This window comes from Streptomyces flavidovirens DSM 40150 (assembly GCF_000429085.1).
GTDB classification, from domain to species: domain Bacteria; phylum Actinomycetota; class Actinomycetes; order Streptomycetales; family Streptomycetaceae; genus Streptomyces; species Streptomyces flavidovirens.
Genome location: NZ_AUBE01000020.1, coordinates 111,252 through 128,432 on the forward strand (window position 1 = coordinate 111,252; position 17,181 = coordinate 128,432).

Sequence of the window (17,181 nt, forward strand, 5' to 3'; positions counted from 1 at the left end):
GCGGAGGGTCCATAGCGACCTCATCCGCTACGCGGGCTGCGTGTGTCGCCCGTCCTGCTGATTCGCCGTTTCCGCTCGCGCTGTGCCGTGCCGTGCGGTCGGCAGCTGGTCTCGACGGCGGGTTCCAGGCATGGCGAGCGGTGGGGCTCCGGTGGCTCCGTAAATGCTCCCCCGGTGACGGGCGCTCAGCGAGAGGGTGGGGAACGCGATCCAGGCCACGATCGGGGCGAGGAACAGCTTCGGAAGGAGCGGACGCACAGCCGATCTCCCCTCTGTGGGTTCAGAGCCAGTCGCGGCGCTTGAATACCACGTACAGACTGCCGCACACCATGGCCATCAGCGCCAGTGCGAAGGGGTAGCCGAGGAACCAGCCGAGTTCGGGCATGTGGTCGAAGTTCATGCCGTAAATGGTGCCGACCAGGGTCGGCGCGAAGAGGATCGCCGCCCAGGACGAGATCTTCTTGATCTCCTCGTTCTGGGCGTGGCTGGCCCGGGCCAGCTGTTTCATCTCCTCGTTCTGCTGCTGGGTGACCAGGGTGGCGTTGACGGCGAGGATGTCTTGCAGGGCCAGGCGGAAGCCGTCGACGCGTTCGGTGACGTGGGTGGCGTGGTCGGCCACATCGCGCAGGTAGCGGCGCAGCTCCTCGTCGATGCCGTACTTCTCGAACCCGGCCGAGAGCCCGTCCAGGATCCGGGCCAGAGGGCGGGTGGCACGCTGGAACTCCACCACCTCGCGGGAGAGTTCGTAGATCCGGCGGGAGACCTTCGGGTCGCCGCTGAAGACTTCGGTCTCGATCTCGTCGACGTCGTTCTCCACGCCGGCGACCACGGGTGCGTAGCCGTCTACGACCGCGTCGAGGATCGCGTACAGCACGGATTCGGGGCCGCGCTTGAGCAGGTCAGGACTGCCCTCCATGCGGCGCCGGACCGCCGCCAGGTCGGGGGCGGCACCGTGGCGGACGGTGATCACGAAGTCGGGCCCGACGAAGATGTGCAGCTCGCCGAAGTCGACTTCCTCGGCGTCGTCCAGGTAGCGGGCGGCGCGCAGGACCACAAACAGGGTGTCGCCGTACCGTTCCAGCTTGGGACGCTGATGCGCCTCCAGGGCGTCTTCAACGGCAAGCGGGTGCAGGTCGAACTCTTCGGCGACGGAGAGCAGCTCGGCCTCGGTGGGCCGGTGCAGGCCGATCCACGCCATCCCGCCGTCCGCCTCACGGAGCTTGCCGAAGGTTTCCGCGAGCGAGTCATGGGTGCTGGTGCGGACCCCGTCGTGGTAGATCGCGGCAGTGACCACGCTGCTTGCACGGGGAAGCTGCTGCCCGGCCTGCTCGGCCGGCGCCGGCTGCCCGGCAGCGGGGCCGGGCCCGGCGGGGCGCTGGACGGGCTTGGTGAACGCGCGCAGGGCACGACGACGACGCTCGGACACGACAAAGTCCTCCGCAGGCAGGGGTGGAAGGCCGTAGGGATGCGCGAGGGCACGCCGCAGACGCCGCCTGCGAATCCCGGCTACGAGCCGGGCGTGGCAGCGTCCCGCGGCGCACGACTGGGAGGTTCACCACTCATCGTGGAACTCACCTGCCTTTCGGATGCGTACGGAACTGAGCCATTGAGCAGGGTATACCCGCCGCGTGACGCTCCGGCCCGGTAGCGGGGGCCATCACACGGTCCCAGTGCCTGGGGGGGTGGTCACATCGGTGCTGGCGGGCAGGTTGCCCCCCTACCGGTCGGACGCGGACAAGAGGAAGCGCATGGCGGCGCAGAAGGACAGCAAGGACGGCGCGGGTCTGCCGTCGGCGGTGGTGGACTGCGCTCTGTACGAGGGCGGGCGCCGCGTTCCCGGTCAGGTGAGCCTGGACACGGTCATGAAGCGGATAGACCCGCGGGGTGGACGCTTCGCGTGGATCGGTCTGTACGAGCCCACCGCGGAGCAGCTCCAGCAGGTCGCCGAGGCTTTCGACCTGCATCCCCTCGCCGTCGAGGACGCCGTCCATGCCCACCAGCGGCCCAAGCTGGAGCAGTACGGCGACATGCTGTTCCTGGTCCTGAAGACCATCGTCTACGTCGACCACGAGAAGGTCACCGCGACCAGCGAGATCGTCGACACCGGGGAAATCATGGTCTTCGCCGGGCCCGGCTTCACGATCACCGTCCGCCACGGCAGCGCCCCGCCCCTCGACGTCGTACGCAGCCAGCTCCAGGACGACCCCCAGCAACTGGGCCGCGGGCCCGCCGCCGTCCTCCACGCGATCGCCGACATGGTCGTCGACCGCTACGTCGAGGTCGCCGACGCCTTCGCCGGCGACGTCGACACCCTGGAAAGCGAAGTCTTCTCCCCCGGCCTTCCGGTCGACGCCGGGCGCATCTACCAGCTCAAGCGGGAACTCCTCGAATTCAAGCGCGCCGTCATGCCCCTCGCTCCCGCCCTGCAACGCCTCAGCGAGGGATCGCTCCCGCAGGTCACGCCGAAGGTGGCCACCTACTTCCGCGACGTGGCCGACCACCACCAGCGGGTCAGTGAGCAGATCCTCACCTTCGACGAACTCGTCACCGGCATGCTCAGCGCCGCCATCGCCCAGCTCGGCGTCCAGCAGAACGCCGACATGCGCCGCATCAGCGCCTGGGCCGCCCTCATCGCCGTCCCCACCATGGTCGTCGGCGTCTACGGCATGAACTTCGAGTACATGCCCGAACTGGGGTCCCCCTATGGCTACCCGGCCGTCCTCACCGTCATCGCCGTCGCCTGCACCGTTATCTACCGGGCCTTGCGCCGCAACAAATGGCTGTGACGCGCCGGGTCCGCGATTCCCACCGCAAAAGCCTCCCTCCGGCGGGGCGCCCGGTCGGGCCGGAGCCGCCATATGGGCTGCGGCTCAGAGCGGGTCGTAGCCCAGGTCGTCGTCCGTCGCTTCGCCCTCTTCTTCGAGGGCGCGTCTGACCACCCGCAGGGCCATGCCCTCGGGGTACCCCTTGCGGGCCAGCATGCCGACGAGGCGGCGCATCCGGCGGTCGCGCTCCAGGCCGCGGGTGGAACGGAGCCGGCCGGCCACGAGCTCGCGGGCCCTGTCTTCCTCCTGGTCGGAGTCGAGCCGACCCATCGCGTCGTCGATCAGGGTGGGGGCGACTCCCTTGTTCCGCAACTCCCGTGCGAGCGCACGCCGGGCGAGGCCCCGGCCGTGGTGGCGGGACTCCACCCAGGCGTCCGCGAAGGCCGCGTCGTCGATGAGCCCGACCTCCTCGAAGCGGGACAGCACCTCGTCCGACACGTCGTCCGGGATGCCACGCTTCGCAAGGGCGTCCGCGAGCTGGTTTCGGGTGCGGGCGGTTCCGGTGAGCAGCCGCAGACAGATCGCCCGCGCCTGCTCACCCGGATCCTGAGGCGGCAGCCCCTTCCCGGCCCTCGACGGGGCGGGGCTGCCGCTGTCCTCGGCACCCATGCCTTCGCTTGCGTTTCCCGGCCAGTCCGTTCTCCGGGTCACGGTCTAGCTCTTGGCTGCCGCGGGCTTGGCCGCCTTGGCCTTGGTCGCCGGAGCCGGCACCGACTTCGCATCGGCGGCCGGGGCACTGACCGCCGCGTCCGCACCGGGCTCGGCCCCGGGAGCCACCGGCTTGACGCCGACGCCCAGCTTCTCCTTGATCTTCTTCTCGATCTCGTCGGCGAGATCGGGGTTGTCCTTCAGGAAGTTACGGGCGTTCTCCTTGCCCTGGCCGAGCTGGTCCCCCTCGTACGTGTACCAGGCACCCGCCTTGCGCACGAAGCCGTGCTCCACGCCCATGTCGATCAGACCGCCCTCGCGGCTGATGCCCTGCCCGTAGAGGATGTCGAACTCGGCCTGCTTGAAGGGCGGCGCGACCTTGTTCTTGACGACCTTGACGCGGGTGCGGTTGCCGACCGCGTCCGTGCCGTCCTTGAGGGTCTCGATGCGGCGGATGTCGAGCCGCACCGAGGCGTAGAACTTCAGCGCCCGGCCACCGGTCGTGGTCTCCGGCGAGCCGAACATCACACCGATCTTCTCGCGGAGCTGGTTAATGAAGATCGCTGTGGTCCCGGACTGGTGCAGCGCACCAGTGATCTTGCGCAGCGCCTGGCTCATCAGCCGGGCCTGGAGACCGACGTGCGAGTCGCCCATCTCGCCCTCGATCTCCGCCCGCGGCACGAGGGCCGCGACGGAGTCGATGACGATGAGGTCGATGGCGCCGGAGCGGACCAGCATGTCCACGATTTCGAGCGCCTGCTCACCGGTGTCCGGCTGGGACAGGATCAGGTTGTCCGTGTCGACGCCGAGCGCCTTGGCGTACTCGGGGTCGAGCGCGTGCTCCGCGTCCACGAAGGCGACGGTGCCGCCGGCCTTCTGCGCGTTGGCCACGGCGTGCAGCGTCAGCGTCGTCTTACCGGAGGATTCCGGTCCGTACACCTCCACCACGCGGCCGCGCGGCAGCCCGCCGACGCCGAGGGCGATGTCCAGGGCGGTGGACCCGGTGGAGATGACCTCGATGGGGTCGTTCGGCCGGTCGCCGAGGCGCATCACCGCGCCCTTGCCGAATTGCCGTTCAATCTGCGCGAGCGCGGCGTCGAGCGCCTTCTCGCGGTCGGTGCCTGCTGCCATGGGTTCCACCCGATTTGCTTGAGTCGATCGCTTCACGTCAAAGACGCTATCTCCTGCCACTGACAACGCGTCCCGGCGCCGTCCTGACCTGTGGATAAACCCTCGCAGCTACCCGGCCAGGACCCCATGAGAATGGATGTTCGATTTCAGTGTCAAGCGCACCACGCCACCGGAGCAGGGTCAGGCGTCGCCGCCGGCGTCCGAGTCCGAGGGCGGCGGCGTCCGGCCTGTGCGCGCCGCCTGCCGGGGTTCGTGGCGCAGCGTGCGGCGCAGGCGTTCCAGGATCGAGGTGCCGCGGCGCCGCGGGTGTCGCCCGTGGACACGCGGGTCGTCCGTCACGTCGTACCGCTTCACATACGCACCCAGGAAGGCCTGCAGCGTCGCGACCGCCGGAATCGCGATCAGCGCGCCGATGGCTCCCATCAGGGCCGTGCCCGCGACGACCGAGCCGAAGGCGACCGCAGGGTGGATGTCGACGGTCTTGGACGTCAGCTTGGGCTGCAGTACGTAGTTTTCGAACTGCTGGTAGACGACGACGAATCCGAGCACCCACAGCGCGTACCAGGGGTTGACGGTGAAGGCGATCAGCATCGGCAGTGCGCCCGCCAGGTACGTACCGATCGTCGGAATGAACTGAGAGATCACCCCCACCCACACCGCGAGGGCGGGCGCGTACGGCACGTCGAGGATCAGCAGGAGGACGTAGTGCGAGACACCGGAGATCAGCGCCATCAGGCCGCGCGAGTAGATGTAGCCGCCGGTCTTGTCGACCGCGATCTCCCAGGCGCGCAGCACCTCGGCCTGGCGGGCGGGCGGCAGTACGGAGCACAGGGCGCGGCGCAGGCGGGGTCCGTCGGCGGCGAAGTAGAAGGAGAACAGGAAGATCGTCAGGAGCTGGAACAGTCCGCCGAGCACGGTCGCCGACACGTCCAGGACGCCGGTCGCGCTGTTCTGTACGTACTTCCGCAGCCAGTCGGAGTTCAGGACGCTGTCCTGGACCTCGACCCGCGAGAGCTCCGTGTGGAAGGTGTTGTTGATCCAGTTGATCACTTGGTCGAGGTACTTCGGGAAATCCTCGACCATCTCGATGATCTGGCCGGCCAGCATCGAGCCGAGCAGTACGACGAATCCGATGCCCACGGCCAGCACCCCGATGAACACCACGAAGGTGGCGAGGCCGCGGCGCATGCCATGGGCCGCCATCCGGCCGACGGCGGGTTCGATCGCGAGGGCCAGGAAGAAGGCGATCAGGATGTTGAGCAGCAGTCCTACGAGCTGGTGGAAAGCCCAGTAGCCGAGCTGGAAGCAGGCGTAGAGCGCGAGCGCGAGCACCATGGCGCGCGGCAGCCACCGGGGCATGCCTGCCCGGCCGCTGTCGGCTGCCGGGGGTGCGGGCGGCGGAGCGGTCGGCGAGTCTTCTGGCCTGGCAGGCTCGTCAGTGGATGCCACGGGTTCAGTCTGGCCCATGCCTGTGACATCGCGCCCGCTCCCCCCTGCGGCCTGCACGTCAGCGCTTGTCCGCGGGCACGTCCATGGCGGCGCAGACGGCGCGCCAGACGGTCTTCGCTTCCCAGCCGGCGTCCAGCGCCTGGTGCACCGTACGACCGCCGAGCTCGGCCATCACATGGTCGCGGGCGAAGGAATCGGCGTACGCCTCGCCGAAGTGCTCCGCCATCCGCTCCCAGAAAATCGTCAACCGCATGACTCCAGTATCGCGCCCCTGAGAGTGCAGCCCTGCGCGTGGAGCTTGCCGAGGGCGCTTTCCGTTCTACGGTCGTTCCATGGCTGGATCCGGAGCATCCCCCCTCGCACGCGCCGAGCAGTTCGTCTGGCTGACGGCCCGTGTGCTCGAACAGCGGCACTTCGCCCACCACTTCCTGGAGGGCAGTGCCGACGCGGTCGAAACGGCGCTCGCCCCGTACCAGGGTGAGGACGGCGGCTACGGCTACGCGCTGGAACCAGATCTGCGCGGTCCCGTGAGCCAGCCGCTGCACGTCGCGCACGCGCTGCGTGTCCTCGATTCCATCGGCCGCTGCGAAGGCCCGCGGGTGGAGCGGATGTGCCGCTATCTGTCGGACGTGTCGACGAGGGAGGGGGCGCTGCCCGCGGTGCACCCTTCGCTGCGCGGCTATCCGGCCGCGCCGTTCGTCCCGGTCGTCGACGATCCTCCGGGGGACCTCCTGGCGACGGGGCCGGTGGTGGGGCTGCTGCACCGCAATGAGGTGTGGCACGCGTGGCTCTTCAGGGCCACCGACTTCTGCTGGGCCGCCGTCGAGGCGCTGGAGGAGTCCCATCCGTACGAGGTCCAGGCGGCGGTCGCCTTCCTGGACGGTGTGCCCGACCGGACGCGGGCCGAGGCCGCCGCGGACCGGCTCGGCCGGCTGGTGCGCGAGCAGCGGCTCGTGGTGCTGGACCCGGCGCGGGCCGGGGAGCAGCCGGTCGCCGCCGGGTACGCGCCGGGCGAGCACCACTTCGCCTACGACTACGCCCGTACGCCGGGATCGCTCGCGCGTCGCTGGTTCAGCGACGCGGAGATGAGCCGCTCGCTGGACTTCCTCGCGGCCGCGCAGCGGGAGGACGGGGGCTGGCCGATCCGCTGGCGGGAGTGGGCGCCGGGGGCGGCCCTTGAGTCACGTCCGGTCGTGACGATCGGGGCACTGCTGACGCTGCGGGCGTACGGACGCGTCATCGGCTGACACCGGCGTGGTGACGTCCCGCGGCAGGGCTGCGGGACGTCACGGCACGTCAGCCGCTGACCGCCCGTACACCGGCGGTGACGACCACGGCGGCCCCCACCACGACGAGGAAGGGGGCGCGCAGGACAAGCGCGAGCGCCGCCGCTGCGAGTCCCGCGCCCCTCGCGTCGAGCATCAGTTGCTGACCGGTGCTGAACGTCTGCTGGGCGGTGAGCGCGGCCAGCAGGGCCACGGGCAGCAGGGCGGCCAGCCGCTTCACGAGCGGGCGTTCCAGGGCCCCCGCCGGCACCAGCAGGCCGAGCAGTTTGACGAGATAGCAGCCGATGGCCGTGGCACCGATCGCGATCCAGACGCTCATCGGCCTTCCTCCTTCTCGGTGCGGCCTGCCCTGCGGCCCTGTACGCAGAGCACAGCGGGGGCGGCGAGGGCGGCGACGAGCACCGGCACGCCCGCGGGAAGTACCGGCAGCAACCCGACGGCCAGGAGCACGGCAAGGCCCGCCACGGCCCGTTCCATGCCGGTACGGAGCATGGGCGCCAGCAGTGCGAGGAAGACAGCGGGGCTTGCGGCGTCAAGGCCCCACGCGTCGGTGTCACCGAGGGCCTCCGCACCCACGGCCCCCACCAGGGTGGTGAGGTTCCACAGCACGTACAGGGTCAGTCCCGTGACGGTGAAGCCGAGCCGGGCGCTGCGGCGCGAGGGCTGCGCGAGCGTCACTGCTGTGGTCTCGTCGATCACCCAGTGCGCGGCGAAAGGGCGTACGAATCGGGGCAGGGCCAGCAGCTGGGACAGCCGCAGCCCGTAGAAGGCATTGCGTACGCCGAGGAAGAAGGCGCCCGCGGCGGCGGTGAACGGATTGCCGCCCGCCGCGAGGGCGCCGACGAGCGCGAACTGTGAGGCCCCCGTGAACACGAGGAGGCTGAGCGCGCAGGTCTGGAGGAGGGTGAGGCCCGATCCCGCGGAGGTCACGCCGAAGGCAAAGCCGGAGAGTCCGACGGCGACGCCCACGCCGAGCGCGTCACGGACGACCGCGCTGTCCGGTTTGGCCGCGGCTGGTTCTGTACGTATAGCCGGGGGTGCTGTCTGTGCTGTCTGTTCTGCCACGTCCGGGACACTACGACGGGCGGCCACGACCCGTCTTGTACGTTCTTGCGCGCTCCCGCTGATAGGCGCCGGGCGGCACCCCGACAATCCGGGTGAAGTGCCGGTTCAGATGCGGCTGATCGCTGAACCCGACGGCGGCGGCGGCCTCCACCGGGGCCGTGCCGGCTTCCAGGAGGCGCCGGGCGCTGCGCACGCGCGCATTGGTGAGCCAGGTGTGCGGCGGCATGCCGTACGCCGACTTGAACGCGCGCAGGAGCGCGAACGGGCCGGTCCCGAGTTCGTTCGCGAGCTGTTCCAGGGAGGGGGGCTTCACCATGCGTTCCTCGAGAAGGTTCTTCGCGAGCGCCGCCGTACGGGCGCCCGCCGCCGCCGGCGTACGTGCGGGCAGCGTCTGGCCGTGCCGCCGCAGCAGTCTGGCCACGGCGACACGCAGCAGGCTGTCGGCGGCGAGCGCGTTGCCCTCCTCGGCCGCCGTGTGCACCGCGCGGATGAGGCGCGCGGTGTCGGCGTCCTCGACGATGGTCTCGGCGAAACCGGCCGTTCCGCGCAGGCTCGTCGTCTCCTCGGCGATGGCGGCGACCACCTGCGCCGAGGGGTACAGGGTGGCGTACGACCATCCCTCGGGCACGCCCGCGCGGGCCGAGTGCGGCACCTCCGGATTGATCATGACGACGGTGCCCGGACGGGCCCTGATCGTGCCCTGCGGCATCACCACGTCCTCGATTCCGCGGAAGACCGCGCCGAAGACGAACCCCTCATGGCTGTGCCGCGAGAACGAGTGGCGCACGTAGCGGGCCCGGAGCAGGTCGAGGCCGGGGACCCCCGGGTACTGCCAGTGTCGCGCCCACTCGTCCGCGTTCCGCGCCTGCGTCATCGCCATAAGGCCATTCTGCGTCCGTGCCACGAGCCGCTGACCTGCGCGTCCATGTCCTGGACGCCCGTTGTCAGTGGTCGGGTGCACGATGGGGGACATGTCCAGGACTGCGCTCGACTCCTTCTCGCCCGCGACTCGCGGCTGGTTCACGGGGGCCTTCAGCGCGCCCACCGCGGCGCAGGAAGGCGCCTGGCAGGCCATCTCGGAGGGCTCCGACGTCCTGGTGGTGGCCCCGACCGGCTCCGGGAAGACCCTGGCCGCGTTTCTCGCCGCTCTCGACGACCTGGCGTCCAAGCCCCCGCCCGCCGACCCGAAGAAGCGCTGCCGGGTGCTGTACGTATCGCCGCTCAAGGCCCTCGCTGTCGACGTCGAGCGCAACCTCCGCAGCCCGCTCACCGGCATCCGCCAGGAAGCCGTACGCCTGGGGCTGACCGAACCCGACGTGCGGGTCGGCATCCGCTCCGGCGACACCCCGGCCAACGAGCGGCGGTCACTGGCGACGAAGCCGCCGGACATCCTCATCACCACACCCGAGTCGCTGTTCCTGATGCTCACATCTGCCACCCGTGACGCCCTGGCCGGCATCGAGACGGTGATCCTGGACGAGGTGCACGCCGTCGCGGGGACCAAGCGCGGCGCGCATCTCGCCGTATCCCTGGAGCGGCTGGACGAGCTGCTGCCGCGGCCCGCCCGCCGGATCGGCCTGTCGGCGACGGTACGGCCGGTGGACGAGGTCGCCCGCTTCCTCTCCCCCCAGCGGCAGGCCGCCATCGTCCAGCCGCGATCGGGCAAGGAGTTCGACCTGTCGGTGGTCGTCCCCGTGGAGGACCTCGGCGAGCTGGGCGGAGCCCCCGCCAAGGGGGACGACGCGGGCGACAAGCCGTCGATCTGGCCGCACGTGGAAGAGCGCATCGCCGACCTCGTCCAGGCCCACCGCTCGACGATCGTCTTCGTGAACTCCCGCCGTCTCGCCGAGCGCCTGTGCAACCGGCTCAACGAGATCGCGTACGAACGGGCCACCGGCGAACCTCTCCCCGATGACCACTCCCCCGCCGAACTCATGGCGCAGGCGGGCGCCGCCAAGGGCGCCCCGGCGCTGCTCGCCCGCGCCCACCACGGCTCGGTCTCCAAGGAGCAGCGCGCCCAGGTCGAGGAAGACCTCAAGGCGGGCCGGCTGCCCGCGGTAGTCGCGACCTCCAGCCTGGAGCTGGGCATCGACATGGGCGCGGTGGATCTCGTCGTCCAGGTCGAGTCACCTCCGTCCGTCGCCTCCGGCCTCCAGCGCGTCGGCCGCGCCGGGCACCAGGTCGGCGCGGTCTCCACCGGCGTCGTCTTCCCGAAGTACCGGGGCGACCTCGTCCAGTCGGCCGTCGTCACCGAGCGCATGCGCAGCGGCTCCATCGAGGCGCTGCGCGTCCCCGCCAACCCGCTCGACGTCCTGGCCCAGCAGCTCGTCGCCATGGTCGCGCTCGACACCTGGCAGGCCGACGACCTGCTCGCCGTCGTCCGCCGCGCGGCGCCCTTCGCCTCGCTCCCCGAGTCCGCGTTCACCGCGGTCCTCGACATGCTCGCGGGCCGCTATCCCTCCGACGCCTTCGCCGAGTTGCGCCCCCGCGTCGTCTGGGACCGCATCGCCGGTACGGTCACGGGCCGCCCCGGTGCGCAGCGCCTCGCCGTCACCTCCGGCGGCACGATCCCCGACCGCGGGCTCTTCGGCGTCTTCCTGGCCGGAGCCGACCCCAAGCGGGGCGGCGGCCGTGTCGGTGAGCTCGACGAGGAGATGGTCTACGAATCCCGTGTGGGCGACGTCTTCACCCTCGGCACCACCTCGTGGCGCATCGAGGACATCACCCGCGACCGGGTGCTGGTCTCCCCCGCCCCCGGCGTACCGGGCCGGCTGCCCTTCTGGAAGGGGGACCAGCTGGGCCGCCCCCTCGAACTGGGCCGCGCGCTCGGCGCGTTCGTCCGCGAGGTCGGCTCCCTCGCGCCCGAGGACGCCCGGCTGCGGCTGACGGCGGCCGGGCTCGACTCCTGGGCCGCGGACAACGTCCTGTCGTACCTCGACGAGCAGCGCCACGCCGCCGGTCACGTCCCCGACGACCGCACCATCGTCGTGGAGCGCTTCCGTGACGAGCTGGGCGACTGGCGCGTCGTCATCCACTCCCCCTTCGGCGCCCAGGTGCACGCACCCTGGGCGCTCGCCCTCGGCAGCCGCCTGACCGAGCGGTACGGCATGGACGCCCAGGTCATGCACGCCGACGACGGCATCGTGCTGCGCCTGCCGGACGCCGACCTGATGGGCTTCGACCTCCTCGGCGAAGAGCCGTCCCGGCAGGGCACGGAGTTCGACAGCGATCAGGCTCCGCTCGGCGCCGCCGACGTCGCGTTCGACAAGGGCGAGGTCAACCAGATCGTCACCGACCAGGTCGGCGGCTCGGCGCTGTTCGCCGCCCGCTTCCGCGAGTGCGCCGCCCGCGCGCTGCTGCTGCCGCGCCGCAGTCCGGGCAAGCGCACCCCGCTGTGGCAGCAGCGTCAGCGTGCTTCCCAGTTGCTCCAGGTCGCCTCGGAGTTCGGCTCGTTCCCGATCGTCCTCGAAGCCGTGCGCGAGTGCCTCCAGGACGTCTTCGACGTACCCGGACTCACCGAGCTCATGGGCGACATCGAATCCCGCCGCGTCCGGCTCGTCGAGGTCACCACCCCCGAGCCGTCCCCGTTCGCCCGCTCCCTCCTCTTCGGTTACGTCGCCCAGTTCCTGTACGAGGGCGACTCGCCCCTCGCCGAGCGGCGCGCCGCCGCGCTCTCCCTGGACTCCCGGCTCCTGGCCGAGCTGCTCGGCCAGGCGGAGCTGCGGGAGCTGCTCGACGCCGACGTCCTGACCGAGCTGGAGCAGGAGCTCCAGTGGCTCACCGAAGACCGCCGTATCAAGGACACCGAGGGCGTCGCCGACCTCCTGCGGGTCCTGGGTCCGCTCACCGACACGGAGCTGGAGGCGCGCGGCGCGGAACCAGGGTGGGCCGAGGCGCTGTCGACCGCCCGCCGGGCCATCCGGGTCCGTATCGCGGGGGCGGACCACTGGGCGGCCGTCGAGGACGCCGGCCGGCTGCGCGACGCGCTGGGCACCGCACTCCCCGTCGGCGTACCGGAAGCGTTCACGGAGCCCGTCAGGGACCCGCTCGGCGATCTCCTGGCCCGTTTCGCCCGCACCCACGGCCCCTTCACGTCCGCCACGGCCGCCGCCCGGTTCGGCCTGGGCGCGGCGGTGACGGACGGCGCCCTGCAACGCCTCACCGCGAACGGCCGGGTCGTACAGGGCGAGTTCCATCCCGCCGGCATCGGCCAGGAATGGTGCGACGCGACGGTCCTGCGCCGCCTCCGGCGCCGGTCCCTCGCCGCCCTGCGCCATGAACTCGAACCGGTTCCTCCCGCCGCCCTCGCCACGTTCCTGCCCCAGTGGCAGCACCTGGGCAGCAGCAGCCTGCGGGGCATCGACGGACTGGTGCGCGCCGTGGAGCAGTTGCAGGGCGCCTCAGTCCCCGCGTCCGCGCTCGAAAAGCTGGTCCTCCCGTCCCGCGTCGTGGGTTACTCACCCGCCATGCTCGACGAACTCACCACCACCGGCGAGGTCCTCTGGGCCGGATCGGGTGCGTTGCCGGGCAAGGACGGCTGGGTATCCCTCTACCTCGCCGACGCGGCGCCCCTGCTCCTCCCGCAGCCGCACCCCCTCGAACTGACCGCGCTGCACGAGTCCGTCCTCACCACCCTCTCCGGTGGGTACGGTCTCTTCTTCCGCCAGATCGCCGACCAGGTCCGCGCCACCACCCACCCCGACTGCACGGATCCCCAACTGGCCGATGCCCTGTGGGATCTGGCCTGGTCGGGCCGCCTCACCAACGACACCCTCGCACCGCTGCGCTCCCTCCTGGGCTCGGGCCGTACGGCGGGCTCCACCGCCCACCGCGCCAAACGCACGGTCCCGCGCGGGCGGTACGGCACCCTCAGTGCGGCCGCCCGCCCCGCCTCCCGCACCGGCCCGCCCACGGTCTCCGGCCGCTGGTCCCTGCTCCCCGCCCACGAACCCGACCCGACCCACCGCGCCCACGCGCTCGCCCGCACCCTGCTCGACCGGCACGGTGTGGTCACGCGCGGCGCGGTCGCCGCCGAAGGGGTCGAGGGCGGCTTCTCGGCGACGTACCGCATCCTGGCAGCGTTCGAGGACAGCGGGCAGGCGCGCCGCGGTTACGTCGTCGAGGGCCTCGGCGCCGCCCAGTTCGCGATGGACGGCGCGGTCGACCGCCTGCGCGCGGCGGCCACCGCGCGCGAGCGCGCGGAAACCGATTCCCCGAACCGCGCGGTGGTCCTCGCCGCCGCCGACCCCGCCAACGCGTACGGCGCGGCCCTGCCCTGGCCGGAACCGCCCTCCGACGCCGGCCACAAACCCGGCCGCAAGGCCGGGGCCCTGGTCGTCCTCGTCGACGGCGAGCTGACCCTCTACATGGAGCGCGGCGGCAAGACCCTGCTGGCATGGCCCACCGTCCCGAACGACCCGTCGGCCTCCGACCCCCGCCTCAACGCGGCGGCCGAAGCCCTGGCGACGGCGGCCAGACAAGGCGCCCTGGGCACGGTCACCGTGGAACGCACCAACGGCGCCCCAGCCCTGACCTCCCCCCTGGGCAAAACCCTGGAGGCAGCGGGCTTCCACCCCACTCCCCGCGGCCTCCGCCTCCGCCCTTGAGCCCACCGCCCCCGCGACCACCCGCGCGCCGCCCGCATACGGGGCTCCTCCGAGGACGCGCCCGCCTTCGCTCGGTGCGTACGCCTTCACCGATTACCAAGGCGGCGAGAAGGACGGGAAGAGCGAGAAGTCCGGCAGCGGCGCCAAGCAGCCGCTCGCCGAGACCGTCGCGGTTGATCTCCTCGGTCAGCGCGAAGCGCGCTGCGGCGGCCTTGAACGCGCCGCCCACGGCGCGCAGAGGCGCACCGGGCATAACCTCACCCGGCGCGCCGACACAGTGCGCTTTCCCAGCTCCCGGCCGCACCATCGTCAGCCGCGTTCGAAGCGAGGTCGGCGGCCAGCACCGCCATCGACCCGTTTTGAGCCCGGCCGGCGATTGAGCCTCCGCGAGTCCCAACACCGCCCCCTGCCTCGCCCTGCCCGAGACCGCGAAGCAGGGAACCACGGCCAGGCCTGACCCCACTTTGCCCCCGCAGGCAACTGGGGCAGCAGAAGAATCCGCACCTCCCGCCCCCTCCACCGCATCATGGACCCATGCCTGAAGGAGACTCCGTCTGGCAGGCCGCCCGGCTCCTGCACACCGCCCTCGCCGGACACACCCTCACCCGCGCCGACCTCCGCGTCCCCCGGTTCGCCACCGCCGACCTGACCGGCCGCACCGTCCTGGACGTCACCCCTCGCGGCAAGCACCTCCTCGCCCGCATCGGGGGCGGCCTCACGCTCCACTCCCACCTCGGCATGGACGGCGCCTGGAAGATCTACGCCCCCGCCGAACGATGGCGCGGCGGCCCCGCCCACCAGATCCGCGCCATCCTCGGCACCGCAGAACACACGGCCGTGGGCTACCGCCTCCCCGTACTCGAACTCATCCGGACCGAGGACGAAGCCCAGGCTGTCGGCCACCTCGGCCCCGACCTCCTGGGCCCGGACTGGGACGCCGAAGAAGCACTCCGACGCCTCCTCGCAACCCCCGACCGCCCCCTCGGCGAAGCCCTCCTCGACCAGCGCAACCTCGCCGGCATCGGCAACATCTACAAGTCGGAGCTGTGCTTCTTCGCCCGCGCCACCCCCTGGCTGCCCATCCGCGAACTTCCCGCCCCCGAACGCCTGGTCGCGGCCGCCAAACGCCTCCTGGAGGCCAACCGCGACCGCCTCGGCCGCCGCACCACCCTCCGCGAACGCGCGCCCACCCCACTCCTCTACGTGTACGGCCGCGCCGGCCGCCCCTGCCTGCGCTGCGGCGCCACGATCCGCCACGCCGACCAGGGCGACGGCAGCCGTCTCCGCCCCACCTACTGGTGCCCACGCTGCCAATCGGGCCCGACGCCCTGAAAGAGGGGGGCACCACCCACCCGGCGCCCCGCCCACCACCCCACCAGTTGACGCCCCGTCAGCTACGGCCGTACCGTCCCCGCATGCCCCTCAAGGCGTACGACCTCACCGGCCGCACCGCACTCGTCACCGGCGCCGCGAGCGGCATAGGCCGGGCGAGCGCACTCCTCCTCGCCGAAGCCGGCGCCACCGTCCACTGCGCGGACCGCGACGAGAACGGCCTGCACGAGACCACCGCCCTGATCACCAGGGCAGGCGGCACCGCCCGCCCCCACCCCCTGGACGTCACGGACCGCGCCCGGCTCGCTGAGGCGGTCGCCGCTGCCGGCCGGATCGACATCCTCGCGGCCATCGCCGGAATCATGCACCGCAGCACCGTCCTGGAGACCCGCGACGAGGACCTCGACCGCGTACTGGCCATCAATTTCAAGGGCGTCCTGTACGCCTGCCAGGAGGCGGCCCGCGCCATGATCGCGACCAGGACCCCCGGCAGCATCATCACCATGGCGTCGGGCGCGGTGGACGCGGCGAACGCCGGTCTGCTCTGCTACAGCACGGCCAAGGCAGCCGTCATACAGCTCACCAGGACGCTCGCCACGGAGCTCGGCCCCCACTCCATCCGCGTGAACGCCGTAGCCCCCGGCTGGATCCGCACCCCCATGACCGACCGCCGCGACGCGGCGCTCCAGGACCGGACCGAGGCCGCCCTGGTCCGTGCGTCCCCGCTCGGCCGCGTCGGCGAGCCCGAGGACGTCGCGCACGCCGTCCTCCACCTTGCGTCGGACGCCTCCGCCTTCACGACGGGCCAGATCCTCCGCCCGAACGGCGGCGTCGCAATGCCCTGGTAGCCCCACACCGCCGTGCCCCCCGCCGCCATGCCCCCCGCCGCCCAGCACCACGCCTGCGCGCCCCCCACCGCCACGCCCCGCCGGCCCCCCGCCACAACTCCCCCGCAAGCCGGGCCCCGGCGCCTCCCTCCGCGCCCGGCGTACGCCCGGGCCTCCGCCGGCGCCCCGAACCCACTCCGGCTGCGGCCTCCGACACCACATGCACCGGCAGCAGGCTCAGCCCCCAGCCGCCCGCCGCCACCGCGCCCTCCACCACTCCGGTCCGCTCCGGCAGCAGCGCAAGCCGCAGTACGGCGCACCACCACACCGCGCCCAGCACCAACGCCGACACCCGCACCGCCCCGCGTCGTCCCCAGAAGTCACGCCATGCCATGGCTGCCTCCTCCGGCCGACGCTAAGCGGGCCGCGTCACACGGCGGGAGAGCGCACCGGAAGCACACTCCGGCGCACCCGCCCGCACCAGACACCGCACGTGCCCGCGCAACCCGCCGCCTGCGCTCGCCCTACGCGCTCTCGGCCTGGAACATCCACGCGTGCTTCTCAAGATCCGCCGTGAGTCCGATGATGATGTCCTGGGTCACCGGATCCGGCTCGGCCGTCACCTCTATCCGCTCGCGCATCCGCCCGACCACGACACCGAGAGCGTCCACCAGGATGCGTACGGCGTCCACATCCTTGATCCACCCCGACGGAACCTCCCGGATCGCCGTCGCACGCGCCACGCTCGCGGACCGCCCGTCCGGATTGACGCCCAGGGCCGACGCCCGCTCAGCCACTGAATCCGAGTGCAGCCTCGCCGTGGCGACCACGTCGTCGAGCTGCAGATGTACGGACCGGAAGCGCGGCCCCACCACATTCCAGTGGACCTGCTTGGCCACCAGGGCGAGATCCACCAGGTCCACGAGCGCGCCCTGCAGGGCCTCGCCCACCGCCTTGAGATCCGCCTCGGGCAGGGTGCTCTTCACGACAGACATCCGTTTTCCTCCTCGGA

At 71.7% G+C, this 17,181-nt stretch carries 14 protein-coding genes; 5 read left to right on the forward strand and 9 right to left on the reverse strand.

Annotation, left to right across the window (positions count from 1 at the left end; genetic code table 11):
- Positions 1-280: 280 nt before the first annotated feature.
- The gene (locus G412_RS0123380) at positions 281-1,426 is read right to left on the reverse strand and encodes a magnesium and cobalt transport protein CorA (protein WP_028814209.1); all 1,146 of its coding nucleotides are present in this window, start codon (positions 1,424-1,426) and stop codon (positions 281-283) included.
- A gap of 322 nt (positions 1,427-1,748) precedes the next feature.
- Here G412_RS0123380 and G412_RS0123385 point away from each other — a divergent pair, with 322 nt between their 5' ends.
- Positions 1,749-2,786 (forward strand): magnesium and cobalt transport protein CorA, encoded by a 1,038-nt coding sequence (locus G412_RS0123385; protein WP_051338559.1) that lies wholly within the window; start codon positions 1,749-1,751, stop codon positions 2,784-2,786.
- Between the two features lie 84 nt (positions 2,787-2,870).
- Here the strand turns inward: G412_RS0123385 and recX are convergent, their stop codons facing one another.
- The 4 genes from recX to G412_RS0123405 form a co-directional block, all read right to left on the reverse strand.
- Positions 2,871-3,476 (reverse strand): recombination regulator RecX, encoded by a 606-nt coding sequence (gene recX, locus G412_RS35665; protein ID WP_037649635.1) that lies wholly within the window; start codon positions 3,474-3,476, stop codon positions 2,871-2,873.
- 3 nt (positions 3,477-3,479) lie between these two features.
- Entirely contained in the window at positions 3,480-4,613 is a 1,134-nt protein-coding gene (recA, locus tag G412_RS0123395) for a recombinase RecA (protein WP_028814211.1), read from the reverse strand.
- 171 nt (positions 4,614-4,784) lie between these two features.
- Positions 4,785-5,963, reverse strand: coding sequence for an AI-2E family transporter (locus tag G412_RS35670; protein ID WP_106964154.1), 1,179 nt, complete (start codon positions 5,961-5,963; stop codon positions 4,785-4,787).
- A gap of 148 nt (positions 5,964-6,111) precedes the next feature.
- Positions 6,112-6,306 (reverse strand): DUF3046 domain-containing protein, encoded by a 195-nt coding sequence (locus tag G412_RS0123405; protein WP_028814212.1) that lies wholly within the window; start codon positions 6,304-6,306, stop codon positions 6,112-6,114.
- A 79-nt stretch (positions 6,307-6,385) separates the two neighbouring features.
- Between G412_RS0123405 and G412_RS0123410 the strand changes: the two genes are divergently transcribed.
- Positions 6,386-7,300 carry a hypothetical protein gene (locus G412_RS0123410; RefSeq protein ID WP_028814213.1) on the forward strand — a complete coding sequence of 305 codons (915 nt, stop codon included), beginning with the start codon at positions 6,386-6,388 and terminating at the stop codon, positions 7,298-7,300.
- A 49-nt stretch (positions 7,301-7,349) separates the two neighbouring features.
- Here the strand turns inward: G412_RS0123410 and G412_RS0123415 are convergent, their stop codons facing one another.
- The 3 genes from G412_RS0123415 to G412_RS0123425 are packed head-to-tail and all read right to left on the reverse strand — an operon-like array spanning position 7,350 to position 9,284.
- Entirely contained in the window at positions 7,350-7,658 is a 309-nt protein-coding gene (locus G412_RS0123415; protein WP_028814214.1) for an AzlD domain-containing protein, read from the reverse strand.
- Positions 7,655-8,404, reverse strand: a complete 750-nt coding sequence (locus G412_RS0123420; protein ID WP_028814215.1) for an AzlC family ABC transporter permease — start codon at positions 8,402-8,404, stop codon at positions 7,655-7,657. Before G412_RS0123420 ends, G412_RS0123415 begins: the two co-directional genes overlap by 4 nt.
- A gap of 10 nt (positions 8,405-8,414) precedes the next feature.
- Positions 8,415-9,284, reverse strand: a complete 870-nt coding sequence (locus G412_RS0123425) for a helix-turn-helix transcriptional regulator (RefSeq protein ID WP_425274503.1) — start codon at positions 9,282-9,284, stop codon at positions 8,415-8,417.
- Positions 9,285-9,375: 91 nt separating this feature from the next.
- Between G412_RS0123425 and G412_RS0123430 the strand changes: the two genes are divergently transcribed.
- The 3 genes from G412_RS0123430 (at position 9,376) to G412_RS0123440 (ending at position 16,190) form a co-directional block, all read left to right on the forward strand.
- A complete protein-coding gene (locus G412_RS0123430; protein WP_028814217.1) occupies positions 9,376-14,010 on the forward strand; it encodes an ATP-dependent helicase in 4,635 nt (1,544 codons plus the stop codon).
- A gap of 534 nt (positions 14,011-14,544) precedes the next feature.
- Complete coding sequence (locus tag G412_RS0123435) at positions 14,545-15,342, forward strand: Fpg/Nei family DNA glycosylase (protein WP_028814218.1); 798 nt, start codon at positions 14,545-14,547, stop codon at positions 15,340-15,342.
- Between the two features lie 83 nt (positions 15,343-15,425).
- On the forward strand, positions 15,426-16,190 hold the full coding sequence (locus tag G412_RS0123440; RefSeq protein WP_028814219.1) for an SDR family NAD(P)-dependent oxidoreductase: 765 nt from the start codon (positions 15,426-15,428) through the stop codon (positions 16,188-16,190).
- 503 nt (positions 16,191-16,693) lie between these two features.
- Here the strand turns inward: G412_RS0123440 and G412_RS0123445 are convergent.
- Positions 16,694-17,164, reverse strand: a complete 471-nt coding sequence (locus tag G412_RS0123445; protein ID WP_028814220.1) for a Dps family protein — start codon at positions 17,162-17,164, stop codon at positions 16,694-16,696.
- Positions 17,165-17,181: the final 17 nt, after the last annotated feature.